Below are 23,656 nucleotides of genomic sequence, written 5' to 3' on the forward strand. Positions count from 1 at the left end.
ATCATCGTGAGACCGGCATTGAACCAGGCCGCTGTTGAGTGACGTCGGCAGTAAAGACCGCCGCTCTATGACTTTGGGCTATTGGCTCCCTAGCGGATATGAAGGCAGGGAAATCAGCTTGCTTGCCGAATGGAGGTAGACCTCTGCCCTATAACACCTGTGGCAAAGAAGCCGACAAGCATATCTGCAAGCGCCTGTACGTCGCCTTCCATATGGAAGTGGTGAGGCCCCGCTACAACGACAGGGTAGAAGCGATCGACCAAGGCTTTGATTCCAGCGATCCTCGCCTGCGCATCGTCACTGGTGAAAAAACCCTCGTCACCGGTTATGGCCGCAACGGGCGCTTTCATCGCTCGGTAAAATGAGTCTGACGCCTCCTCTGACAGCTTCACGGTGCTGCTGCCAAACAATTTGGGGTCACTCAACAAAAGCCACCCGCCCTCAACCTGCTTTAACGCTCGTGGGACCAACAATTCGGCGTTCTCTCGTGTAAAACCATAGCGTGATCGGGAGTTGATAAAGTCTTCAACGGAGCTGAATATTCGCGGCGGCCGTGACATATATTTTTTTCGTTCGGCGATTGAACCCTTAAACAACTCGGCGCCATTGTCGTTCTCGAACGACCGCGAAATCATCCCGTCCAACATCGAGAGAGATGCGCACTTGTCTTCGAGAGCCACCGCGAAAGCACCTGCTACAGCGGCGCCACGGCTATGCCCAACAACATGAAGGGAGTCGACGCCCATCTGCTCAACAATATCCAGTAGCTGCGGAATATCATCCCAGATATGGTAGTTCGCATCAGGCGATCGATGACTGCTCAAACCGTGACCCGATAGATCGATGGAGAGCACTCGATAACCTTTGAGCAGTGGTGCCAGGCGAGCGAAACTCAGCGCATTATCAAGCCAACCATGAATTGCAAACACAAGCGGATCGGCAGGATCACCCCAAAAGAGTCCCCGATAAGTCAGCCCGTCCACCTCAAACCCAATCTCATCGGCGTGACTTGTCAAAATAAAAATCCCTCTGGCTCGTAGTAAAGCAATTCACCGCCACCGCGACTCGGCATGAGTAGGCGAATGATCGCAACACCACTGGTTGACAGCCCATGGTATTGCGCGGTGTCGCACCATACATTAATGAGCTCAGAAAGATAGGGCTGATGGCCCACGATCAACTGATGGGCTACATCGGCCTCAAGGAAACGTCCTTGACTATAGCTGCGCTGACCCGGCGCCAGCTGGTCATGAGATACCAATGTCTCAAAACACAAATGGGCGTCTAAAATGCTCGCTGTTTGACACGTGCGAGTCAGCGGGCTGTGGGCGCAGTAACTCGGTAGTTCAACTTTAGTGTTTTGGCACCAGTCTTTGTAAGACTTAACCGTCATGCCGACATGTTCGCCACCACGCACAGTCAATTCACGCGCGGCGTCTGAGGCGGCCTGTCCCGCCTCGCCATGTCGCCACAGGGTAACGAGCACTCTAGGCGCTCATCTCCACAAGGAGTTTATTCATCCGCGCGACGTAGCTTGCCGGATCTTCAAGCTGTGAGCCCTCTGCCAGCGTTGCTTGATCTAGTAAAATCAACGCAAGATCCGCAAACCTGTCTTCATCCTGCTCTGCATCCATGCGCTTTACCAGACCGTGACTCGTATTCACTTCTAGAATCGGTTCACTGTCAGGGAGTTCTTGACCGGCGGCCTCTAAAATACGTCGCATCTGGGCCCCGAGCTCATGTTCTCCCACGACAAGACAAGCCGGCGAGTCAGTCAAGCGAATGGTAGGTCTAACCTCGCTCACCTTGCCCTCGAGCACCGACTTGAGCCTTTCCAGAAGACCTTCGTTTTCGGTCTTAGCAGCCTCAAGCTCCGCCTTCTCCTCCTCGGTACTCTCACCTAAGTCCAGCTCACCTTTTGCGATATCCTTCAGCGACTTGCCATCAAACTCGTTCAAGTGCCCCATTAACCAGTCGTCGATACGATCTGACAGCAACAGTACTTCGATGCCCTTCTTGCGGAACACCTCGATGTGAGGGCTGTTCTTGGCTGTTACATGATTGTCGGCCACGACGTAATAGATCGCATCTTGCCCGTCTATCATGCGTTCAACATAGCCCTTGAGTGAGACGTTCTGTGTGGCGTCGTCAGAGTGCGACGAGGCAAACCGAAGAAGTTCCGCTATTTTTTCTCGATTAGCGAAATCCTCGCCCGGGCCTTCCTTAAGGACATTGCCAAAGACATCCCAGAAACTCTGGTACTTCTCGCTGTCCGACTTTGCCATTTTGCTGAGCATATCAAGCACGCGCTTTGTCACAGCGTTGCGAAGCGAATCCACCTGAGGGCTCTGTTGCAAAATCTCACGTGAAATATTGAGCGGCAAGTCCTGAGAGTCGAGCACACCTTTTACAAAACGAAGGTAGAGGGGCAAAAACTGCTCCGCATCATCCATGATGAAAGTGCGTTGAATATAGAGCTTGAGTCCGCGTGCTGCCTCACGATTCCATAGATCGAAGGGCGCTTGGCTTGGAACATACAGAAGTGATGTGTAGTCCAGTTTGCCCTCGACGCGGTTGTGACTCCAGCTCAGTGGGTCTTGATAGTCGCTTGATACGTGGCGATAAAACTCGGTGTACTCATCATCCGTCACCTCGGACCGACTTCGCGTCCACAATGCCTTCGCCTCGTTAATTCGTTCCCACGAGGGCTCGGGCGCCGCTTCCTCGTCGTCTTCGGTCGAGGGCGGGGTCTCGAGCATCAACACAGGAACCGAAATATGGTCAGAGTACTTTTTGATGACGCTGCGTACTCGCCAAGACGATGCGAACTCTTCTGCCTCGCCGTCTAGGTGCAAGATAACGGTTGTTCCAGGCGCATCACGCTCAGCCGCGTCGATGCTAAACTCGTCTTCCCCAGTGGATTCCCAGCGAGTCGCTGTTTCCTCACCGACTTTTCGAGAAATTACCTCTACGCGGTCAGCAACAATAAAGGACGAATAAAAGCCGACACCAAACTGTCCAATGAGCTGGCTGTCTTTCTGCTGATCACCACTGAGTTGATCCATAAAGGCCGCGGTACCTGATTTGGCAATGGTCCCAAGGTTTTCAATGATGTCATCGCGCGACATTCCAATGCCGTTATCAATAAGGGTGAGCGTTTTTTCATCCTCATTCACATCTACCCGGATCTCATAACCCTCACCACCTACATCAAGCGAGCTATCTTCAATGGCCGCAAAACGCCGTTTATCGATCGCATCTGAGGCATTCGAAATTAGCTCCCTCAAAAAGATCTCTCTGTTTGAGTAAAGTGAGTGAATCATCAACTGAAGCAGACGCTTCGCTTCAGTTTGGAATCCCATGGTTTGTTTGTCGGACATGACGAACTCCTGTTATTTCGCTTAGCTTACAAATGGGGAACGATGCGGCCGTTTTCAAGGCGTTAGAGTGAAATTTCCACCAAGCGTTTGACATGAGTCTCAAGACGCCCACTCCTAAGCCTCGAGCACAAAAAAGCCCGCATAAAGCGGGCTTTGAGCTTGCTGCTGCCTGTTTCTTACCAGCCCGTTATCTCTGCCATTGCCGAGCCAATTTCAGCGAGCGAACGAACGGTCTTAACGCCCGCATCTTCCAGCGCCGCAAATTTTTCATCCGCTGTGCCTTTTCCACCTGAGATAATCGCACCGGCATGACCCATGCGCTTACCTTTCGGGGCAGTCACGCCAGCGATATAGGATACGACCGGCTTTGTAACATTATCCTTAATAAAGGCGGCGGCCTCTTCTTCGGCTGACCCGCCAATTTCGCCAATCATCACAATTGACTGAGTAGCATCGTCTTCCTCAAATAAACCGAGAATATCGATGAAGTTAGACCCAGGTATCGGGTCTCCACCGATTCCAACACACGTAGACTGGCCAAAGCCCGCATCAGTGGTCTGTTTCACCGCCTCGTACGTCAAGGTACCAGAGCGCGAGACAATGCCGACCTTACCGGGAAGGTGAATATGCCCAGGCATAATACCGATCTTGCACTCCCCAGGCGTGATAACACCAGGGCAGTTTGGACCAATAAGACGGACACCCAGCTCATCGCAACGCACCTTTGCATCGAGCATATCCAGAGTCGGAATGCCCTCAGTAATGCAGACAATCAGTTCGACACCTGCATTAGCCGCCTCCAAAATGGAGTCTTTACAAAACGCCGCAGGAACATAAATCACCGACGCATTGGCACCTGTTTGCGAAACCGCATCACCAACGGTGTCGAATACAGGCAGTCCAAGATGCTCCTGACCGCCCTTACCTGGCGTCACGCCGCCAACCATTTGTGTACCGTAAGCAATCGCCTGCTCAGAATGGGACGTGCCTTGAGAGCCTGTGAACCCTTGGCAAATAACGCGTGTGTTTTTATCGATAAGAATACTCATGCTGCACCCCCGGCCGCAGCGACGACTTGCTGAGCCGCATCGGTCAGACTGGTTGCCGCAATAATATTTAAACCACTGTCCGCGAGGACCTGACGACCGAGCTCTGCATTGTTGCCCTCGAGGCGCACAACCACAGGTATTTCGACCCCTACTTCATTTACGGCACCGATAACACCCTCCGCAATCAGGTCGCAGCGAACAATTCCACCGAAGATATTGATCAGAACGGCTTTCACGTTTTCGTCACTCAAAATAATTTTGAATGCTTCCGTAACCCGCTCTTTAGTCGCGCCACCCCCTACGTCGAGGAAGTTAGCCGGCTCTCCTCCATGAAGTTTGACGATATCCATTGTCCCCATCGCCAAGCCCGCGCCATTAACCATACAACCAATATTGCCCTCAAGCGCCACGTAGTTTAGGTCCCAAGCGGCGGCGGCAGCTTCGCGCTCATCGTCTTGCGACGGGTCATGCATCGCCTGCAAGTCTTTATGGCGATACATCGCATTAGAGTCGACAACCACTTTCGCGTCGAGGCAATGCAAGTTGCCCTCGTCGGTAATAACGAGTGGATTAACTTCGATGAGCGCCAGGTCTTTATCTTTAAAAAGATTCGCCAAGCCATTGAAAATATGAACAAACTGCTTCACTTGCTGACCGGTGAGTCCCAGTTTAAAAGCCAGCTCACGCCCCTGAAAAGGCTGAGGTCCTACCAGCGGATCGATTGCTGCTTTGAGAATCTTCTCAGGCGTCTCTTCTGCCACCTTCTCAATTTCAACACCGCCTTCCGTCGAGGCCATAAATACAATGCGGCGCGAAGATCGATCAACGACGGCGCCCAGATAGAGCTCATCGGCGATGTCTGTGCAGGTTTCCACCAAAATCTTAGACACGGGCTGACCATTGGCATCCGTTTGGTAGGTAACCAAGTTTTTACCAAGCCAGTTCGCCGCGAAAGCGCGAGCCTCGGCGGGCGAGTCGACAAGCTTGACGCCCCCTGCCTTACCGCGTCCACCGGCATGGACCTGAGCCTTTACAACCCACTTATCACCACCGATTTCATTAGCAGCAGCCTCTGCTGCTTCCGGCGTATCCACGGCCTGTCCGACAGATACGGGCAAGCCGTACTCTGCAAACAGTGCCTTGCCTTGGTACTCGTGCAAGTTCATACATTCCCCTTTTATGGTTTATACAGACTGCACCTTCGTACAGTCGCAACCCCAACATGAGTACGCTGGGGATTTAAATTGATTTATCGTTTTTTTCGATTTGGCATGTGAATCGCCATGCCATCGACCGCTAACGCCGCCTCGTGAACGGCTTCGGACATCGTAGGATGACCAAAGACCATGAGCTGCAAGTCTTCAGTGCTGCCACCAAACTCCATGGTAATCACCATTTGCTGCACTAAATCAGCCGCTGAAGGCCCAATCGCGTGAGCTCCGAGAACACGATCCGTCTTCGCGTCCGCGAGAATCTTAACAAAGCCGTCTGTCTCGCCACTCGCCAAGGCGCGCCCAATGGCTGCAAAGGGGAACGAACCCGCTTTGTAGTCAATGCCCTCTGCTTTGAGCTCTTGCTCCGTCTTTCCGACACCGGCAATTTCGGGATGGGTATAAATGATGGATGGCACACAATCGTAATTGAGCTGCACGGGTTTACCGTGAATGCGCTCTGCCACCATCACGCCTTCTTCAGACCCTTTATGGGCGAGCATTGGGCCACGAACAATATCGCCAATAGCCCAGACACCCGGCGCCTCAGTCGCACAATAATCGTTAACGAAGACAAAGCCGCGCTCATCGGTTGTGACACCCGAGTCAGTAGAGAACAAATCCTTCGTACGCGGTCGGCGTCCAACCGCAACAATCAATCGATCAAACTCCGCCGTCTTCGTTTCGCCTTTTTCGGTGTAGGTAACGGTCACTGCATCGCCTTTCACATCGGTACCTGTGACCAAAGCGTTTAAGCGTATGTTCAACCCTTGTTTCTTGAAAACTTTGGCCGCTTCCTTGCTAACCTGCGCGTCCATCATGGGAAGGAAGGTATCGAGGGCCTCAAAAAGTACGACGTCTGATCCAAGGCGACCCCAAACACTACCCAGTTCCAGGCCAATCACACCTGCTCCGATGACACCGAGCCTCTCTGGTACAGCATCAAAAGTCAGCGCACCCGTACTATCAACAATAACCTTGTCGTCTGTGGGCGCAGGTGGAATGGTTACGGGTTCGGACCCTGAAGCAAGTACCACATTTTCAGCAGACAGCACCTGCTTACTGCCATCTGCGGATGTGACTTCGACTTGGCGTGCCGCCATTAGCTTTCCGGTGCCTTGAACAACCGTAACACCGTTATGCTGAAGTAATGATGAGACACCGCCAGTAAGCTGCGTCACAATCTTACTCTTGCGCTTCATCATCGCCGCAACGTCGATTGAAGTTTCACCAACGCCGATACCGTGAGCAGCAAAATGATCGCTTGCCTCCGCAAACTTGTGCGAGCTATCGAGCAGTGCTTTTGAGGGAATACACCCAACATTTAAGCAAGTGCCGCCAAATACGGGCTTCCCCTTGGTGTCACTCCACGTTTCTACTATTGCCGTGTTCATCCCCAGCTGTGCGCACTTTATGGCGCAGACATAGCCTGCAGGTCCGGAACCGATAATGACAACATCGAAAGAATCACTCATAAGGTTTACCTCTCCCCTTAAAGCTGTAACAGGATGCGTGAAGGATCTTCAAGCAACTCTTTAACCGTCACCAAGAACTGAACCGCCGTCTTTCCGTCGATCAGTCGGTGGTCATACGACAACGCGAGATACATCATCGGCCGGATAACGACTTCGCCGTTGACTGCCACAGGTCGCTCTTTAATCGCATGCATACCCAAAATAGCGGTCTGTGGCGGGTTTAGAATTGGTGTTGATAACAGCGAGCCAAAGACGCCCCCGTTAGATACCGTAAAGGTCCCACCCGTCATCTCTTCGATGGTGAGCTTCTTGTCGCGAGCCTTGAGGCCAAAATCACGAATAGCCGCTTCGACATCAGCAATACTCATGAAGTCCGCATCTCGCAATACAGGAACAACCAAACCGTCTTCGGTCGAAACTGCCACGCCAATATCCTGATAACCGTGGTACACGACATCGTTACCGTCGATCGAGGCATTAACTTCTGGATAGCGCTTGAGTCCCTCACAACATGCTCTGACAAAGAAACCCATAAACCCGAGACGCGTGCCGTTGTGCGTTTTCTCAAACTGCTCTTTGTACTGTGACCGGAGCTTCATTAATGGCGCCATATCGACTTCATTAAACGTGGTCAACATGGCGGTTTGCTGAGTGGCAGATAAAAGACGCTCAGCAATGCGCGCACGCATACGCGTCATGGGGACCCGACGTTCAATTCGCTCACTTGTTGGACCTTGAACATCGTTTGACCCTGTAGCAGCCGCTTGAGTGCTTGCGGGTGATGAAGCAGAAGCGGGTGCGGGTGCAGCGGCCGTCGTTTTTGCGGCGAGATGCGCAAGGACGTCTTCTTTGTTGATGCGCCCCCCTTTACCTGAACCACTGATGGCGCTCGGATCAAGTCCGTGCTCCTCGACTAGCTGACGCGCAGCGGGGCCCATGGGAAGATCTCCCGCCGCTTCAGCCGACGTTTCGGCTGGCTCAGTAGCGGGCGCAGCCGCCTCACCCTCGCCGGGTGTGATTTCAGCCAACAACGTCTCACTCTCAATCGTACTGCCTTCAGAGACGTGAATGCGATCAAGTCTGCCCGCTTCAGGCGCCACAACTTCCATCACAACCTTGTCGGTTTCTATCTCGACAAGTAGCTCATCGCGTTGAACGAAATCCCCCTCCTGTTTGTGCCACAGCGAGACTTCACCGTCTGCCACTGACTCAGGAAATGCCGGCGCCTTAATTTCTATTTTCATGTTAGTCGTCCGTTTTATGTTTCGTTGATTGGCCACTCACCCAAGGGCCGCTGAAATAAATGCATCTTGTTCTTTCACGTGCAGTGCCATGTATCCGGCTGATACTGAGGCCGACGCAGTGCGACCGATATACCGAAGTTCTGCACCAAACATCGACAGCGACACTAGGCGGCGCAGTGGGTCCTGTATGGAATACCACGCACCCTGATTCATCGGCTCTTCCTGACACCAGACGACATTTGCTTCACGAGGATAGTTACTGAGGACCTCTTTTAGCTGCGCCTCCGGTAACGGGTACAACTGCTCGATGCGCACCAAGGCAACATGCTCAGATCCCTTTTCGTCCCGCGCTGCGTCGAGGTCATAAAAAACCTTGCCCGAACACAAGACGACGCGCGTAACCGCTGACTTGTCTGCAACATGTGGATCGTCGATCACGTTTTGGAATTGCCCTGTGGCAAGTTCGTCCATGGTAGACACGGCAGCCTTGTGTCGTAACAGGCTCTTGGGCGACATGACAATTAACGGCTTGCGCAGCGGTCTAATCGCTTGACGTCGCAGCATGTGGAAAACTTGGGCGGGTGTGGACGGAACACACACCTGGATATTCTCTTGCGCAGACAGTTGCAAGTAACGCTCAAGGCGCGCAGAGGAGTGCTCGGGACCCTGCCCCTCATACCCGTGTGGCAGAAGCATGGTTAATCCACACAAACGTGCCCACTTGTACTCGCCACTCGTGATGAACTGATCGATGACCACCTGAGCGCCATTCGCAAAATCGCCGAACTGGGCTTCCCAAATAACAAGCCCTGTGGGTGCTGTCGTGGCATAGCCGTATTCAAAAGCCAGTACAGCTTCTTCGGATAGCAAAGAGTCGTAAATGTTGAACTCTGCTTGATCCTCAGAGAGGTGTTGAAGCGGCACATGGGCGTGGTGCTTGTTTTGCGCATGCAATACGGCGTGTCGGTGGGAGAATGTCCCTCGACCCACATCTTGCCCCGTCATGCGAACTGGATAACCTTCGGCAAGAAGCGTCGCGTAGGCCATGTTTTCCGCAAAACCCCAATTGACCTCCAACGCACCCGCCGCCATTTTATTGCGATCTTCGATGAGCTTTTTGACCTGGCGTTGGACTGCAAAGCCCTCAGGAACCTGCCCCATACCCTCGGCTAGCTCGCGCAAGCGCGATAGCGCCACGGTCGTGTCGCACTCTATGTCCCAGCTGTGGCCGATAAAGGGCTTCCAATCGACGAAAAGACCTGTGTTGGGTTCCATGACGAGCTGCGCCACCATCGGCTCGCCTCGATCAAGAGACTCTCGATAACGCTCCATGAGCGCATCGTCTTCATCCTTCGTCAGAACATCCTCAGTAATGAGTCGCTGCGCATAGAGGTCTCGCGTCGACGCGTGCCCCTTAATCGTCGCGTACATCATTGGCTGTGTCACCGACGGTTCATCCGCCTCGTTGTGACCGCGCCGTCGATAACATACCAAGTCAATAACGACATCTTTTTTGAACTGATTACGGAAATCGACCGCCAGCTGGGTAGCAAATACCACCGCTTCTGGGTCATCACCGTTTACGTGGAAAATGGGTGCCTGCACCATCTTGGCAATATCAGTGCAGTACTCTGTTGATCTTGCATCCTCTTGCCGGCTAGTGGTGAAACCCACTTGATTATTAATGACAATATGCAGCGTGCCACCGGTTTTATAACCGCGGGTCTGAGACATTTGAAATGTCTCCATGACCACACCCTGACCTGCAAAGGACGCGTCACCATGAATGACAATCGGCACTACGGCATCGCCTGTTGTGTCCTTTCGACGGTCCTGACGGGCACGAACCGAGCCTTCAATAACCGGCGACACGATTTCGAGGTGTGACGGGTTAAAGGCGAGCGCAAGGTGAACTTCGCCACCAGGCGTCATGATATTGGAGGAAAATCCTTGGTGGTATTTGACGTCACCCGACCCAAAGTAGGACGCCCGTCCCTCGAACTCATCGAAGAGCTCGCTGGGGTTTTTTCCAAGGATATTAACCAGGACATTAAGGCGACCGCGGTGGGCCATACCAATACACACTTCTTTGGCACCGTAGCCGCCACTGCGTTGTATGGCCTCGGCCATCATCGGAATGAGGCTCTCCCCACCCTCCAGGCCAAAACGCTTGGTCCCGGGGTATTTAGAAGCCAGAGACTTTTCAAGTCCTTCGGCTTTAATTAGGCGACGCAGGATCTGAATGCGGCTCTCGCGATCGAGCACCGGCGCGCTGCGCACGGATTCCATTCGGCTCATGATCCAGTGGCGCTCATCAGTATTCACAATATGCATGAATTCGGCGCCAATCGTGTTGCAGTAGGTCTTTTCGACTGCCGCTCTTATTTCAGCAAGCGTCGCATCGGCCTTGCCGATGTATAAGCTACCCACCTGGAACACGGTATCTAAATCCGCCTCGGACAGTTCGTGGAACTCTAATTCTAGATCGGGTACCGGTGCTCGCGGATGAAGCGCGAGTGGATCGAGCTGAGCTTTTTGGTGACCACGCTGCCGGTAGGCAGAGATCATCTGAACAACCCGAACCTGCTTGCGTTCGTATTCCGTCGCTTGAGAGTCCTGACTGCGAGTTGCCTCAGTGCGAACACGCATCTTGCTGATGCGCGCAAACTGCGCTCTGAGCACTGAATGTGGTAAATCGCGAACGGCGTGCGTAGTCGACTCGACCTTTGGAAGTCGGTCGAAATACTCGCGCCACTGCTGTGGTACATCGTTTGGATCTTTTAAGTACGCCTCATATAAATCCTCTACGTAGGCTGCATTACCGCCAGAGAGGTGAGACGTACTTCGCTGCTGCTCCATGCTAGGTAGGTCTTTCGACTCATCCATGGACACTTCCCCCGAAGTCTCACGCAGTGACCTTTTTGATTTGTGTATATATCACTGCTTTCGGAGGAATATCTTACGCTCTTCACCTCCAATTTCCCACGAGTTCAGGCCCCTAAAAACGGAAAAACGCCGCAAAAGCGACGTTAATTTTCCATAATATTCCTTAGGGGAATATAATACATAACCAGGGTATCAGGCGGCTCGATTAAGCAACATAGTCCGGATATGACCGATGGCGCGAGTGGGATTCAAACCCTTAGGGCAAACATTCACGCAGTTTTGAATGCCATGACAGCGAAATACGCTAAAGGGGTCATCTAGTTTGGACAATCGCTCGTCAGTCGCTTGATCGCGACTGTCTGCCAGGAACCGGTAAGCCTGCAGCAGGCCAGCCGGACCGACGAAACGATCGGGGTTCCACCAGAAAGACGGGCAACTCGTAGAGCAACACGCACACAAGATACACTCGTAAAGCCCATCGAGCTTTGCGCGATCCTCGGGCGTCTGAAGCCGTTCGATTGCAGGCGCGGGCGTATTGTTTTGCAGGAACGGTTCAATTTTCTCGTACTGAGCGTAAAACAAACTCATATCGACTACGAGATCGCGCACGACCGGCAAGCCAGGTAGTGGCCGAATCACTAGCTTGTTGTTCTTCACAGCCTCTGACAGCGGTGTTATGCACGCCAGACCGTTTCTGCCGTTCATGTTGAGACCATCCGATCCACACACACCTTCACGGCAACTCCTGCGGTAGGTGACGCTCGCATCGTAGTCGGCTTTAATCATCTCGAGCACATCAAGAACCATCAGGTCCTTGCCGCTCGTGTCGACATTATAATCCTGCATTTTTGGTGCAGAATCGGTTTCAGGATTGAAGCGATACACGCTGACCTGCAACATTACTTATCTCCTAGCAGATTAGTAGGTACGAATTTTCGGTTGGAAAGTTTCGACAGTCTTCGGCGTGAAGTTAACCGACCGTTTGCTGACCGTGCGCCCTTCACGGTGATATATCGAGTGGCAGAGCCATTCGTCATCGTTACGCTCTGTGAAGTCCTCTCGGGCGTGTGCACCGCGACTCTCTTTCCTTGCCTCGGCAACGATAGCGGTCGCCTCAGCCGTTTCAAATAGGTTCTGAAGCTCTAAACACTCGACGCGCGCAGTGTTAAACGCGTTACTCTTGTCTTCGAGCTTAACGTTTGCAATACGCTCCTTGAGATCATCAAGCTTCTTAATGCCCTGCTGCATGAACTCGCCGTTTCGGAAAACACCGAAGTAATTTTGCATAACGCCCTGCAATTCTTTGCGCAGCGCCGAAACGTTCTCACCGCCCTCGCGCTCATTGAGCGCAACCAAACGCGAATTGGACTCTTCTATGTCACTTACCGTGGCGTCGCGCATGTCGATTCCCTGCCGGAGCGCATCCTCGATAAACAAGCCCGAGGCGCGTCCAAAGACAACCAGATCGAGTAGTGAATTACCGCCTAAGCGGTTAGCGCCGTGTACCGACACACAGGCGATCTCACCGCAGGCATACAGGCCAGGAATAACTTCATCGTTGCCAGCCGCATCGACCGTTAGGGCCTGACCGTGAATATTGGTTGGAATACCACCCATCATGTAATGGCAGGTTGGCACCACAGGAATCGGCTCTTTAACGGGATCAACGTGTGCAAAGGTGCGCGACAGTTCACAAATACCAGGTAGCCGCGACTCCAATACCTCTTCTCCAAGGTGATCGAGCTTTAACTTTACGTGATCACCATTTGGGCCGCACCCGCGCCCCTCAAGGATCTCCAGAATCATGGATCGTGCAACAACGTCTCTGCCCGCAAGGTCTTTTGCGTTCGGCGCGTAACGCTCCATGAAGCGCTCGCCGTCCTTGTTTACCAAGTAACCGCCCTCTCCACGACAACCCTCAGTGACCAAGGTGCCTGCACCGTAAATACCGGTGGGGTGGAACTGCCACATTTCCATGTCCTGCACTGGAACACCGGCCCTGAGCGCCATACCTACGCCATCGCCCGTATTGATGTGGGCATTGGTCGTTGACGCGTAGATACGTCCCGCACCGCCAGTAGCGAAGACAGTCGCTTTAGATTTCACATAGACGGTTTCGCCGGTTTCAATGCAGATCGCAATGACACCTACGACTGCACCATCTTGATTCTTCACCAGATCAGTGGCAAACCACTCGTTGAAGAAAACCGTCTCGTTTTTGACGTTGTTCTGGTAGAGCGTGTGCAACAGTGCGTGCCCTGTTCTGTCGGCAGCTGCGCAAGTCCGCGCTGCCTGACCACCTTCGCCATAGTTCTTCGATTGACCGCCGAAGGGACGCTGATAAATGCGGCCCTCTTCAGTTCGAGAGAACGGTAGCCCCATGTGCTCGAGCTCGAAAATAGCCTCGGGGCCAACTGAACACATGTACTCAATAGCGTCTTGGTCGCCAATGTAGTCGCTACCTTTGACTGTGTCGTACATGTGCCAGCGCCAGTCGTCCTCGGGATCTGCACTGGCAATGGCGCAGGTAATCCCCCCTTGCGCACTCACGGTGTGAGACCGCGTTGGAAACACTTTCGAAATCACGGCCGTCTTATAGCCAGATTGTGCAAGTTGCAGGGCTGCGCGCATACCTGCACCGCCGCCGCCTACAATTACTCCGTCGAACGAGATAGTTCGCATTGCTCTGCTTCTCCCAAGCACGCCACGCTATTGCGCGGCTTATCCCCAAATAACTTGAATAACCCAGATGGCATAGACCACCAACGTCAGTACGACTGCAATTTGTAACACCGGTCTAACAACATTACCGATAGACCCAAGCATGTACTCCGTTAAGTAGTCAGTGAACACCGTCCACAGACCAATCCAGGCGTGCGACACATACGCACCGATCGCAAGAAGTGAAAACACCTTCATTGCGGTGGAGTCGTGCAACGCTCTCCACGAAGTGTAGTCAATCCCAGTAGCTATCTGGAAACCAATAAACAAAAAATATGCCAGCATGATCAGCGAGCTCACCCGCTGAATGAGCCAGTCCGATAAACCGTTGCGGCTAAAGCTTGTTACCTGCGTTACCACAGCACTACTCCCCATGCTACGGCGGCAAGAGCTGCCGCGACGAAAAGAATACGAGCACCGAGGGCACCCGTTTTGAAATCTTCTCCTACACCCATATCCATAATAAGGTGCCGGATACCTGCAAGTACGTGATACGAGAACACCACCAAAAATACCCAGAGGATCAGCTTAGCTGTAGCAGAACTCATGATCGCCACGAGCGAATCAAAGCTCTCCTGAGACGCTAAGCTCATATCCAGAGCCCACACCAACAACAGGCTTGATGCGAACAACAACACCCCCGTGATCCGGTGGGAAATTGATGCCACCGCCGTGATTGGCAGCTGGATGGTGCTGATGTCTAGATTGACAGGACGGCTGTCCTTACTTCCGCGTGGTTTCACTTCATAGCCCCCAGAGCATTCAAGTGGTCTGAAATTGAGGCGTGAGTATAGGTAGTCGCTTGGCAACTGACAAATTCATATGGCAAAAGACGATCATTAGTGCGGTGTTCGTAGTTCGATTGATGTAAAATTGACAGCAACAGTCAGCGCCGCTAGTTTGGCGCCACAAAAAATTAGTCGGGGGACTCTCAATGACAAGCAAGACGGCAAAACTTTCTATACCGCAGCGCGACAATACGACGATGGATATAGACTTGCCGGTCTATGAAGGCTCAGAAGGTCCCGACGTAGTCGATGTCGCAAAACTCACCGCTCAAGGTCACTTCACCTTTGACCCGGGATTTACATCAACCGCCTCTTGCGAGTCTAAGATCACATACATCGACGGCGAGAAAGGCATTTTGCTCCACAGGGGCTACCCTATCGAGCAACTTGCAGAGCAATCCGATTATCTCGAGACGTGTTATCTCTTGCTAAATGGCGAGCTTCCAAACGCCGATCAGAAAAGAGAATTTGTCGACATGGTCACGAACCACACAATGGTTCACGAGCAGATTCGAACGTTCTTTAATGGCTTTCGACGGGACGCTCACCCTATGGCCATTATGTGCGGGGTTGTAGGCGCACTCTCGGCTTTCTACCACGACTCTACTGACATTTCAGACCCTTATCATCGAGAAGTCGCCGCGTTCAGACTAATCGCTAAAATGCCTACGATCGCAGCCATGAGCTACAAATTCTCAATCGGACAGCCGTTCATGTACCCGCGAAACGACCTCGATTACTCGGCAAACTTTCTGCACATGATGTTTGGCAACCCCTGCGAGCCGTCCGTTATTTCGCCTACGATCGCACGCGCAATGGATCGTATTTTCCTTTTGCACGCGGACCACGAGCAAAACGCGTCTACATCGACAGTTCGCCTGGCTGGCTCGTCACAGGCCAACCCATTCGCCTGTATCGCAGCAGGTATCGCTGCGCTCTGGGGCCCGTCGCATGGCGGAGCTAATGAAGCCGTAGTGAAAATGCTCGATGAAATTGGTGACGTATCGCGCATTGATGAGTTTGTTGCAAAAGCAAAAGACAAGAATGACCCGTTCCGCCTCATGGGTTTTGGACATCGCGTTTACAAAAACTTTGACCCGCGGGCTAAAGTGATGAAGCAGGCGGCAGATGAAGTGCTTGCAGAGCTTGGGATCCAGGACGAAAACCTTGAAATCGCCAAGCGACTCGAGGAAATCGCCCTTAACGACCCTTACTTTATCGAGAAAAAACTCTACCCCAATGTGGATTTTTACTCGGGCATTATCCTCAAGGCACTGGGCATTCCAACGTCCATGTTCACCGTCATCTTTGCCGTAGGTCGAACGGTTGGCTGGGTCGCACACTGGAATGAAATGATTGGCGGTAGCTATCGTATCGGGCGACCTCGCCAGCTCTACACTGGCTATTCTGCCCGTGATTTCGTATCGGTAGAGGACCGATAACCATGTCTGGCGTCAATAAGCGCGTTGCCCTTTCCGGCGCGGGTCTCTATACGCCAACCGAATCGGTCAGTAATTCCGAGCTCGTGGAATCATTCAACGCCTGGGTCGATCTGTACAACACGGAACACGCGGCGGCGATCGAGGCAGGAGAGATAGAAGCGAAAAGTCACTCTAATGTCGAGTTCATTGAGAAGGCCTCAGGTATCAAGTCGCGCTTTGTCATGAATAAGTCTGGAATCATTGACCCCGAGCGTATGGTCCCACGTCTCCCGCCTCGCTCTAATGACGAACCCTCGATTATGTGCGAAATGGGGGTGATCGCCGCGAAGCAAGCGATGGCACAAGCGAATGTTACCGCTGACGACATCGATGCGGTCCTCGTTGCCGCCTCCAATATGGAGCGCGCCTACCCTGCCATGGCCATTGAAGTGCAGGCTGAGCTGGGCATCAAAGGTTTCGCCTTTGACATGAATGTTGCTTGTTCCTCCGCTACGTTCGGAATTCAGCAAGCTTACGATATGGTTGTCTCAGGTAGTGCGCGACGCGTACTCATGGTGAATCCGGAAATCTGTACGGGACACCTCAACTTCCGCGATCGCGACTCGCATTTCATCTTTGGTGATGTTGCCACCGCCGTGGTGGTAGAGGCCGTAGAGGGGTGCCAGTCGTCTCACGCGTTTGAAATTCTCGATACGAAGCTGCAAACCATTTTTAGCAACAACATTCGCAACAACTTCGGCTTTCTAAATCGGGCGACCGAAGAAGGTGTGGGCCAAGTCGACAAGCTCTTCGTGCAAGAAGGCAGAAAAGTGTTCAGAGAAGTTTGCCCAGCTGTTGCGGACCAAATCACCGAGCAACTCCAAAAAATGGACATAGAGCCCGATGGCTTAAAGCGCATTTGGTTGCATCAAGCCAATCGAAATATGAATGAGCTTATTGCCAAGAAAGTACTTGGAAGAGTACCCAGTGATGAGGAATCTCCGACTATTCTTGATCAGTACGCCAATACATCGTCCGCCGGCTCTGTCATTGCATTTAAGAAATACAGCGAGGACTTTCAGCCTGGTGACTTGGGTGTCCTATCATCGTTTGGTGCGGGTTACAGCATCGGATCGATCGTACTCAAGCGTATATAAGCCGAGGCGACTAAGCCTCACCCATTCGAATCATTAACTCAGCCAACAGTGTCTGCTGTTGGCTTTTCGTCCCTACCGTAATGCGGACCCAGGGCTTCAAATCCTCGCTGGACCAACTGCGAACGAGAATCCCCGCCTCTCGAAGTTTCTCGGTCAACTCAACACCCGAAAAATTTGGGTGTCTTGCGAGAAGAAAATTCGCCTCTGAGGCCAAAACACTGAACCCAAGATCCTCGAGGCCAGCCTTCAACTCGCGACGGTTTTCTTTAATCGTATTTGACGCTTGCTCGAACCATTGAGTATCCGCGATCGCTGCGGCGGCTACGGCCTGTGCGTGTGCATCGACTGGGTAGGAGTTAAACGAATCTTTCACTCGTCGGAGACCTTCAATCAATTCGGGTGCACCGAGGGCGTAACCGACTCTTAAACCGGCCAATGCATGGCTTTTAGAAAAGCTTCGTGTGATTAATAAATTATCAAAACGTGCAATCAGTGGCGCCGCCGTCTCTGCCCCGAAACCGTGATAAGCCTCATCGATGATTACCAAACGATCGCGATTACCGGCACAGAGGGTTTCGATATCAGACAGTGAGACAGCCATTGCCGTCGGCGCATTTGGGTTGGGGAAAACCGCCGGACCAGACCACAAAGCCATTGCTTCGAGGTCGATCGATAAATCGTCTTTCATGGGCACACGTTGCAGCCCCTTACCCAGGAGCTGTGCCCATACGGGGTAAAAGGTATAGGTCATTGCCGGTATGGCGGGCTGCCGCTCGCTATCGGACAGAAAGGCCGTCCAAGCGAACGCCAGAATTTCATCTGAGCCGTTTGCTACGAGTACGTTTTCGTCTAAGACGTCACAAACGTCAGCGATCGCGCTCGTTAGCGCCTTTGAATGCGGATCAGGGTACTTGCGAAGACGCTCAGGATCGAGGCTACGACCGATCTCTATAGCCGCGTGCGAGGGCGCTAACGCGTGTTCATTCGTGTTTAGCTTGATCACATCGTCGCGCTGCGCCTGCTCACCAGGCACATAGGGCGACAATCGGTTCAGCGTCGTTGACCAAAAACGATTCATAATTAGACCCGAGAAAACGCCGAGTGTATTCAGTTAGCCGGAGAATGTCAGCTCACTAAGTCCCGAACCGCCATGGCATCCAAATGCCTGACATCAACCCCGCGCGTTAAAAAGATCACTTGTTCTGCAATGTTGGCAGCGTGATCGCCCACGCGCTCCAGACTTTTCAGGATACCTAGGTAGGCCAGCGATACCTCTAAAGCCTCGGGTTTCGCATGGATTTCGGCTGTAAGCCAATCTTTCGCAGCGACGTAGGCCTCATCGATATCATCGTCTCGCAGGATTAGAGTTGCCGCTGCATTGACCTGAAGCCGCGCAAAACTGTCCAGCGCTTCTTTCAACATGGCGTTTACCTGCCCTGCAATGTCGCGAACCCGAGCCCCGGCCTCTTCTTGAGCACCCGCCTCAGTGAGGGATATTGCTTGTCGTCCAATCTTTACGGCTTCGTCCCCGATCCGCTCTAGATCATTGGTTACCTTAATGGTCGCCAGCACTAAGCGCAGATCGCCCGCAGCAGGCTGTCGCAATACGAGGATGCGCGTACATTGCTCGTCGATCGATCGCTCGAGTGCATTCACATCGAGATCTAAATCTATCGCCTCCTCTGCCAGCGACGAATCACCTTCCAATGTCGCATCGATCGCCCGCTCAATTTGCGATTCGACAAGGCCACCCATTGTCATGAGATCGTTTCTAACACTTTCTAACTCCGCGCTGAACTTCGCCGAAATATGTAGTCTTTGTGGTGATTCTCGCTCCATAAAATCTAACCTTGGGTGTTAGCCATATCGCCCAGTGATGTAATCTTCTGTCTCTCGATTTTCCGGAAAGGTGAAAACGTTTTCCGTCATACCAAACTCAACGAGGCGCCCGTCATTCATAAAGGCAGTGTAGTCGGCGACCCTCGCCGCCTGCTGCATATTGTGGGTGACGATAATGATGGTGTAAGAATGTTTCAGTTTGTATATCAACTCCTCGATTCTGAGGGTTGAAATCGGATCCAAGGATGACGCAGGTTCATCCAATAGCAACACTTGAGGCTCTAGCGCAATGGCACGGGCTATTACCAGTCGCTGCTGTTGCCCCTGAGACAATTTCAACGCAGAGTCGCCTAGACGATCCTTTACCTCGTCCCACAAAGCAGCGGACCTAAGAGCCTGCTCAACGAGCTCCTCTAACTGACGCAGACTCTTCACCCCACTCAACTTCAATCCATAGGCGACATTGTCAAAAATGGACTTAGGAAAAGGATTAGGCCGCTGAAAAACCATTCCTATTTGACGACGTAGGGCAGTGACATTGGTTTTCGCGCTGAGAATATTTGACTGCGAAAAAATAACTTCACCTTGATAGTGAACGCCGTCAATAAGATCGTTCATGCGGTTAAGGCAACGCAGCAACGTGGACTTGCCGCAACCGCTCGCGCCAATAATTGCCGTGACAGATTTTTCCGGAATATCCAAAGAGATGTTCTTCAATGCCACAGGATTATCTCTATACCCAAGCGAAAGATCGCGAATACTCAAGATTGGCGATTTATCAACTGAGGTACTGTTTCCCTCCAGTCTGTCGTCTCTATCCATCTTTAGTTACCTTAAAAAGGGTTCAACGGCACGCGCCGCCGTAAAATAATGGCGCGTAATGCGACAGCAATAAGATTCAGGGTCAAAATCAGGACCACAAGGACCAGAGCAACCGTCGCAATCCAACCTAAATCGCCCGGCCCTACACGATTGAACAAAACGGCATCAAATAATTGAAACCCCACGTGCATGAATTTTTGTTCTAACTCGATGAAGGGCGCTTTGGCTGAGAAAGGCAACGAAGGCGCGTACTTCACCGCACCCACCAACAGTAATGGTGCGACTTCACCGGCGGCTCTCGCGGTGGCCAAAATGAGCCCCGTAAATACACTGGGTAAAGCCGCCGGAAGAACAGCTCTAAAGACTGTCTCTCCCTTGGTAGCACCCAAGGCTATACTGGCCTCTCGCAAGTCACTGGGCAAGGCGTCCAACCCTTCTGTTATGGCGACAATGACAACAGGTAGATTTAACAGAGCGAGCGTCAAGGCCGCCCATAGTAATCCGGGAGTACCAAATGTCGGACTCGGTAAACGGTCGCTAAAGAAAAGTTCGTCCACCTGGCCACCGAGACCATAGACAAAGAATCCCAAACCAAAGACACCGTAAATGATGGCTGGCACCCCTGCCAAATTCATGATGCTGATTCGGATTAATTTCGTATACCAAGTTCGACGGGCGTACTCGGTCAGATAAAGCGCTGTCGCGATGCCCAATGGGGCTATGAAAAGCGTCATGAGCATCACTAAAGCAAGCGTGCCAAAAATGGCGGGCAAAATTGCCGAGAGTCCGTAACTTAGACCAACACCGGTGAATACAGTGTCATACAACAACTCAATTGCAGAGATGTCCCTGCTAGCGGAGACACTTATTAACCACTGCACCGCACTGCCGAACAAAAGGAGAAATAAACCGGTTGCTATCAGCATGATGGTAGACACCATCGAGGCTGACAGACCGATCATAACCAGTGACCACAATCTATCTCGACGGGACCCCATCAATTGCCGCCGACTGCTCGATAAAGGCGCTTTAGGGTTATTAGACACCTCGCGCTCTCGCTTTTACTCGGTCTTTAATCAGTTCTGCCGCCGTATTTATCGCAAACGTGCAGGCGAACAATAACAACCCCATGACAAACAAAACGTGGTAGTGAGAGGAGTTTCTCGGTGCCTCAGGGAGTTCAAGCGCGAGCGATGCACTAACTGACCGAAGCCCCTCAAAAATGTTGCTATCAATGACCCCCGCATTTCCAGACAGCATCAATAGGATCACTGTCTCTCCCGCCGCGCGTCCGAATCCGATCATTACTGCGGCAATCATTCCCGGCATCGCTAGCGGCAAGACAATGTCTCTGTAGCTTTGCCAAGGGGTAGACCCCAGAGCCAAGGCTCCAGATGATAGGTTTTGCGGAACAGAGTGAATTGCCTCCTCGGCTACCGAGAAAATCGTGGGTGTAATGGCTAACGCAAGAATTAAGCCCACCAAAAGAGAATTGAAGTAACTGAGGGTTATCCCCTGTGTTGCGAGAAAACCACCCAGCGATCCACCAGGAAGCGTGGATGCGACAGAAACCCCACACCAGCCACCCACGATCAGGATAACAAATACCATTGGAAGTAATTTCAGGGGCCAATCATCCAGTGCATCAAGTCTTACTATCCGTAATCCCCCACTTCGCAGTAAAAAAAAAGCGAGTGTTGCCAAAAGGGGAAAAACGACGGCAACGCCTATTAACCCGGCTAAAAAATACTCGAAGTAAGGAGCGACCCAAAACAAGCCGATAGCACCAAGCACCACGGTAGGGAAGGCCGTTAGTAATTCGATCGTTGGACGAATGCGGCGGCGCTGTATCTCCGACATGAAGAATCCAACATAAATCGCAGCACCCATACTTAAGGGGACAGCAAAAATTAGGGCGAGGACTGCCCCTTTAAATGTCCCAAACAGTAGTGGCGCCAACGAATATTTTGGCTCCGCTTCCTCGGAGGCCGGAAGGGGCAACCAGAAATAGCCAGGCTCTTCGTAGCCCCCATAATGCACTGGGGTTACCAGTCGACTCCAAGCGCCCCCAATGTCTGTGGTTTTAAAGTCAAATGCGCGTCTTTCTTCTGCGCCGACAGCCTCCACGCGAGCGGAAGACTCCCAATACAAGGCGGTGGGAGCGAAGCCTACGTCTTGTGTAAGTAGCGTCTCAGGACTCCGAAAGTCGAGTATCTCAATTGTGTTGAGCGAGGTGGCTATAGCAACGACTGACAGTCTTGGATGGCCCTCGAGCAAGACAACGTCACTTTCAACGCTTCGTTGCCCAACAAGTTTCGTGCTGGGTGCATCCCCTTCCAGTTTTGGCTCGATATAGTAATGATGGCTGATACCACCCTCCTCTGATAACAGCACCAGACCTCGACTACTCCCAACCACTGTAGCCTTTACCCAATCGGTCGGCAGGGTGGTATTTTCAATGCGAAACCCCGTAAATTCGTGAACCCAGAACCAAGGCTTACCTGAGTCACCACGAAGCTCCCAGCTTCCGGCGACGGTGAATACCACACCTTGATTCGACGGACTCGACGTCTCTTGAGTCGAGCTTGAGAGAGGGGGGCTGGAGGTATCGAATACAACGCTGGGCGCTGCGGGGGTCAGCGAGCTCGACGCCAAAATGGGATAGGCAACCGTCACCATTTGAATGAACATGCCGAGCAATGCAAACATAACGAGAAAGCCAGCCAAACGGATGAAGAAGCCCAATAATCCCGACCGTATAGCTCTCCACTCAGCGACAAACATCTGCAGCCTCAGCGAGGGTAAGGGAGCCCTCTGCTTTTATGGGTTGCTCGAATCCTGCTGCACGCAATGATGTGAGCCCCGTCGGACCCGCAATAAACTCGATAAAACGACATTCGGTAGAGTCTTTAGCGTTTGCTAACGACGTTACGGTATACATGTAAAGGACGCGTTTAAAGGGATAGTCAGGTGCACTCGGTGACAGAATGCGTCCGTCGCGCGCAATAATGTTGAGTATTTTTACGCCTTTATCAACCTGTGCTTGGGGTGCATACGCAAGCCCAGTGGGTAGTCGAGCAACAGTATTAACCACACCACTGCTTCCCGGAATTTCATTTGTGAACACGCCCGGGTCACCATCACAGAGCGCTGCTCGGCGAAAATATTGATAGGTACCAGACGTTGCACTTCGGCCGAAGACCTGAATCTTTTGATGGCCAAACGTATGCATCGGACTCAGCTCTGACCACCGCGATACTCGCCCACTCGTCCCACAGGTGCCCGGCATGCCAAAAACGCGAGCCACCTTATCGTATGAGATTGAATCCATAGGGTTTGATGGATGAGTGATCAACACAACCGTGTCGCTAGCGATGGCAATTTCTGTCGGTGGGTACCCTCTCGTCGCCACAAACCCAGATCGCTCGTCAGCATTCATAGGGCGGCTCATACTGCCAATATTCGCCGTGCCATGCTGTAAGGCAGGAGGAGCTGCAGCTGAACCTACGGCCTGAACCTCAACAGAAATAGAGGGGTATCTCGTATAAAACGCCTCGGTCCATTCAGTCATGAGACGGGAAAGCGTATCTGAGCCCACAATCGTAAGGCTACCCGTCTCTGCCTGCTCCGACGCGGCCCCCACAAACCCCGAGCAAGGCAGGA

20 protein-coding genes are annotated in these 23,656 nt (G+C 52.4%); 2 read left to right on the forward strand and 18 right to left on the reverse strand.

The window, feature by feature from the left end; all coding sequences use genetic code 11:
* Positions 1-113: 113 nt before the first annotated feature.
* The 12 genes from E0F26_RS09690 to sdhC form a co-directional block, all read right to left on the reverse strand.
* The gene (locus E0F26_RS09690; RefSeq protein ID WP_279241456.1) at positions 114-1,016 is read right to left on the reverse strand and encodes an alpha/beta hydrolase; all 903 of its coding nucleotides are present in this window, start codon (positions 1,014-1,016) and stop codon (positions 114-116) included.
* Positions 1,013-1,486: a SixA phosphatase family protein gene (locus tag E0F26_RS09695; protein ID WP_279241457.1), complete on the reverse strand. Its 474-nt coding sequence runs from the start codon at positions 1,484-1,486 to the stop codon at positions 1,013-1,015. The genes E0F26_RS09690 and E0F26_RS09695 overlap by 4 nt, the downstream gene beginning before the upstream one ends.
* Position 1,487: 1 nt before the next feature.
* The gene (gene htpG, locus E0F26_RS09700; protein WP_279241458.1) at positions 1,488-3,380 is read right to left on the reverse strand and encodes a molecular chaperone HtpG; all 1,893 of its coding nucleotides are present in this window, start codon (positions 3,378-3,380) and stop codon (positions 1,488-1,490) included.
* Between the two features lie 176 nt (positions 3,381-3,556).
* Positions 3,557-4,429, reverse strand: a complete 873-nt coding sequence (sucD, locus tag E0F26_RS09705) for a succinate--CoA ligase subunit alpha (protein WP_279241459.1) — start codon at positions 4,427-4,429, stop codon at positions 3,557-3,559.
* Positions 4,426-5,595, reverse strand: coding sequence for an ADP-forming succinate--CoA ligase subunit beta (sucC, locus tag E0F26_RS09710; RefSeq protein WP_279241460.1), 1,170 nt, complete (start codon positions 5,593-5,595; stop codon positions 4,426-4,428). The genes sucD and sucC overlap by 4 nt, the downstream gene beginning before the upstream one ends.
* 83 nt (positions 5,596-5,678) lie before the next feature.
* Positions 5,679-7,115 (reverse strand): dihydrolipoyl dehydrogenase, encoded by a 1,437-nt coding sequence (gene lpdA / locus E0F26_RS09715; RefSeq protein WP_279241461.1) that lies wholly within the window; start codon positions 7,113-7,115, stop codon positions 5,679-5,681.
* Between the two features lie 17 nt (positions 7,116-7,132).
* On the reverse strand, positions 7,133-8,359 hold the full coding sequence (gene odhB, locus E0F26_RS09720; protein ID WP_279241462.1) for a 2-oxoglutarate dehydrogenase complex dihydrolipoyllysine-residue succinyltransferase: 1,227 nt from the start codon (positions 8,357-8,359) through the stop codon (positions 7,133-7,135).
* 36 nt (positions 8,360-8,395) lie between these two features.
* Positions 8,396-11,245, reverse strand: a complete 2,850-nt coding sequence (locus E0F26_RS09725) for a 2-oxoglutarate dehydrogenase E1 component (protein WP_279241463.1) — start codon at positions 11,243-11,245, stop codon at positions 8,396-8,398.
* 192 nt (positions 11,246-11,437) lie between these two features.
* A complete protein-coding gene (locus E0F26_RS09730; RefSeq protein ID WP_279241464.1) occupies positions 11,438-12,145 on the reverse strand; it encodes a succinate dehydrogenase iron-sulfur subunit in 708 nt (235 codons plus the stop codon).
* A gap of 18 nt (positions 12,146-12,163) precedes the next feature.
* A complete protein-coding gene (gene sdhA, locus E0F26_RS09735; RefSeq protein ID WP_279241465.1) occupies positions 12,164-13,927 on the reverse strand; it encodes a succinate dehydrogenase flavoprotein subunit in 1,764 nt (587 codons plus the stop codon).
* A gap of 39 nt (positions 13,928-13,966) precedes the next feature.
* Entirely contained in the window at positions 13,967-14,326 is a 360-nt protein-coding gene (gene sdhD, locus E0F26_RS09740) for a succinate dehydrogenase, hydrophobic membrane anchor protein (RefSeq protein ID WP_279241466.1), read from the reverse strand.
* Complete coding sequence (gene sdhC, locus E0F26_RS09745) at positions 14,320-14,709, reverse strand: succinate dehydrogenase, cytochrome b556 subunit (protein WP_279241467.1); 390 nt, start codon at positions 14,707-14,709, stop codon at positions 14,320-14,322. The genes sdhD and sdhC overlap by 7 nt, the downstream gene beginning before the upstream one ends.
* Positions 14,710-14,900: 191 nt before the next feature.
* Here sdhC and gltA point away from each other — a divergent pair, with 191 nt between their 5' ends.
* On the forward strand, positions 14,901-16,196 hold the full coding sequence (gene gltA / locus E0F26_RS09750) for a citrate synthase (protein ID WP_279241468.1): 1,296 nt from the start codon (positions 14,901-14,903) through the stop codon (positions 16,194-16,196).
* A gap of 2 nt (positions 16,197-16,198) precedes the next feature.
* A complete protein-coding gene (locus tag E0F26_RS09755; RefSeq protein WP_279241469.1) occupies positions 16,199-17,332 on the forward strand; it encodes a beta-ketoacyl-ACP synthase III in 1,134 nt (377 codons plus the stop codon).
* A gap of 10 nt (positions 17,333-17,342) precedes the next feature.
* Here E0F26_RS09755 and E0F26_RS09760 read toward each other — a convergent pair whose 3' ends face one another.
* The 6 genes from E0F26_RS09760 to E0F26_RS09785 form a co-directional block, all read right to left on the reverse strand.
* Positions 17,343-18,410 (reverse strand): pyridoxal phosphate-dependent aminotransferase, encoded by a 1,068-nt coding sequence (locus E0F26_RS09760; protein WP_279241470.1) that lies wholly within the window; start codon positions 18,408-18,410, stop codon positions 17,343-17,345.
* A gap of 47 nt (positions 18,411-18,457) precedes the next feature.
* Positions 18,458-19,171 (reverse strand): phosphate signaling complex protein PhoU, encoded by a 714-nt coding sequence (phoU, locus tag E0F26_RS09765; RefSeq protein WP_279241471.1) that lies wholly within the window; start codon positions 19,169-19,171, stop codon positions 18,458-18,460.
* 18 nt (positions 19,172-19,189) lie between these two features.
* Positions 19,190-19,993, reverse strand: a complete 804-nt coding sequence (gene pstB, locus E0F26_RS09770) for a phosphate ABC transporter ATP-binding protein PstB (protein ID WP_279241472.1) — start codon at positions 19,991-19,993, stop codon at positions 19,190-19,192.
* 11 nt (positions 19,994-20,004) lie between these two features.
* A complete protein-coding gene (locus E0F26_RS09775) occupies positions 20,005-20,955 on the reverse strand; it encodes a PstA family ABC transporter permease (RefSeq protein ID WP_279241473.1) in 951 nt (316 codons plus the stop codon).
* Between the two features lie 76 nt (positions 20,956-21,031).
* Positions 21,032-22,777 carry an ABC transporter permease subunit gene (locus E0F26_RS09780; protein WP_279241474.1) on the reverse strand — a complete coding sequence of 582 codons (1,746 nt, stop codon included), beginning with the start codon at positions 22,775-22,777 and terminating at the stop codon, positions 21,032-21,034.
* A complete protein-coding gene (locus E0F26_RS09785) occupies positions 22,764-23,636 on the reverse strand; it encodes a PstS family phosphate ABC transporter substrate-binding protein (RefSeq protein WP_279241475.1) in 873 nt (290 codons plus the stop codon). The genes E0F26_RS09780 and E0F26_RS09785 overlap by 14 nt, the downstream gene beginning before the upstream one ends.
* Between the last annotated feature and the right edge of the window lie 20 nt (positions 23,637-23,656).

It is taken from the genome of Candidatus Paraluminiphilus aquimaris, from assembly GCF_026230195.1.
Classification (GTDB): domain Bacteria; phylum Pseudomonadota; class Gammaproteobacteria; order Pseudomonadales; family Halieaceae; genus Luminiphilus; species Luminiphilus aquimaris.

Excerpts from the sequence above, each read along its gene's own strand:
- htpG (WP_279241458.1), bottom strand. The coding sequence starts at position 3,380 with ATGTCCGACAAACAAACCATGGGATTCCAAACTGAAGCGAAGCGTCTG.
- sucD (WP_279241459.1), bottom strand. The coding sequence starts at position 4,429 with ATGAGTATTCTTATCGATAAAAACACACGCGTTATTTGCCAAGGGTTC.
- sucC (WP_279241460.1), bottom strand. The coding sequence starts at position 5,595 with ATGAACTTGCACGAGTACCAAGGCAAGGCACTGTTTGCAGAGTACGGC.
- lpdA (WP_279241461.1), bottom strand. The coding sequence starts at position 7,115 with ATGAGTGATTCTTTCGATGTTGTCATTATCGGTTCCGGACCTGCAGGC.
- odhB (WP_279241462.1), bottom strand. The coding sequence starts at position 8,359 with ATGAAAATAGAAATTAAGGCGCCGGCATTTCCTGAGTCAGTGGCAGAC.
- E0F26_RS09725 (WP_279241463.1), bottom strand. The coding sequence starts at position 11,245 with ATGGATGAGTCGAAAGACCTACCTAGCATGGAGCAGCAGCGAAGTACG.
- E0F26_RS09730 (WP_279241464.1), bottom strand. The coding sequence starts at position 12,145 with ATGTTGCAGGTCAGCGTGTATCGCTTCAATCCTGAAACCGATTCTGCA.
- sdhA (WP_279241465.1), bottom strand. The coding sequence starts at position 13,927 with ATGCGAACTATCTCGTTCGACGGAGTAATTGTAGGCGGCGGCGGTGCA.
- gltA (WP_279241468.1), top strand. The coding sequence starts at position 14,901 with ATGACAAGCAAGACGGCAAAACTTTCTATACCGCAGCGCGACAATACG.
- E0F26_RS09755 (WP_279241469.1), top strand. The coding sequence starts at position 16,199 with ATGTCTGGCGTCAATAAGCGCGTTGCCCTTTCCGGCGCGGGTCTCTAT.
- E0F26_RS09760 (WP_279241470.1), bottom strand. The coding sequence starts at position 18,410 with ATGAATCGTTTTTGGTCAACGACGCTGAACCGATTGTCGCCCTATGTG.
- phoU (WP_279241471.1), bottom strand. The coding sequence starts at position 19,171 with ATGGAGCGAGAATCACCACAAAGACTACATATTTCGGCGAAGTTCAGC.
- pstB (WP_279241472.1), bottom strand. The coding sequence starts at position 19,993 with ATGGATAGAGACGACAGACTGGAGGGAAACAGTACCTCAGTTGATAAA.
- E0F26_RS09775 (WP_279241473.1), bottom strand. The coding sequence starts at position 20,955 with ATGATCGGTCTGTCAGCCTCGATGGTGTCTACCATCATGCTGATAGCA.
- E0F26_RS09780 (WP_279241474.1), bottom strand. The coding sequence starts at position 22,777 with ATGTTTGTCGCTGAGTGGAGAGCTATACGGTCGGGATTATTGGGCTTC.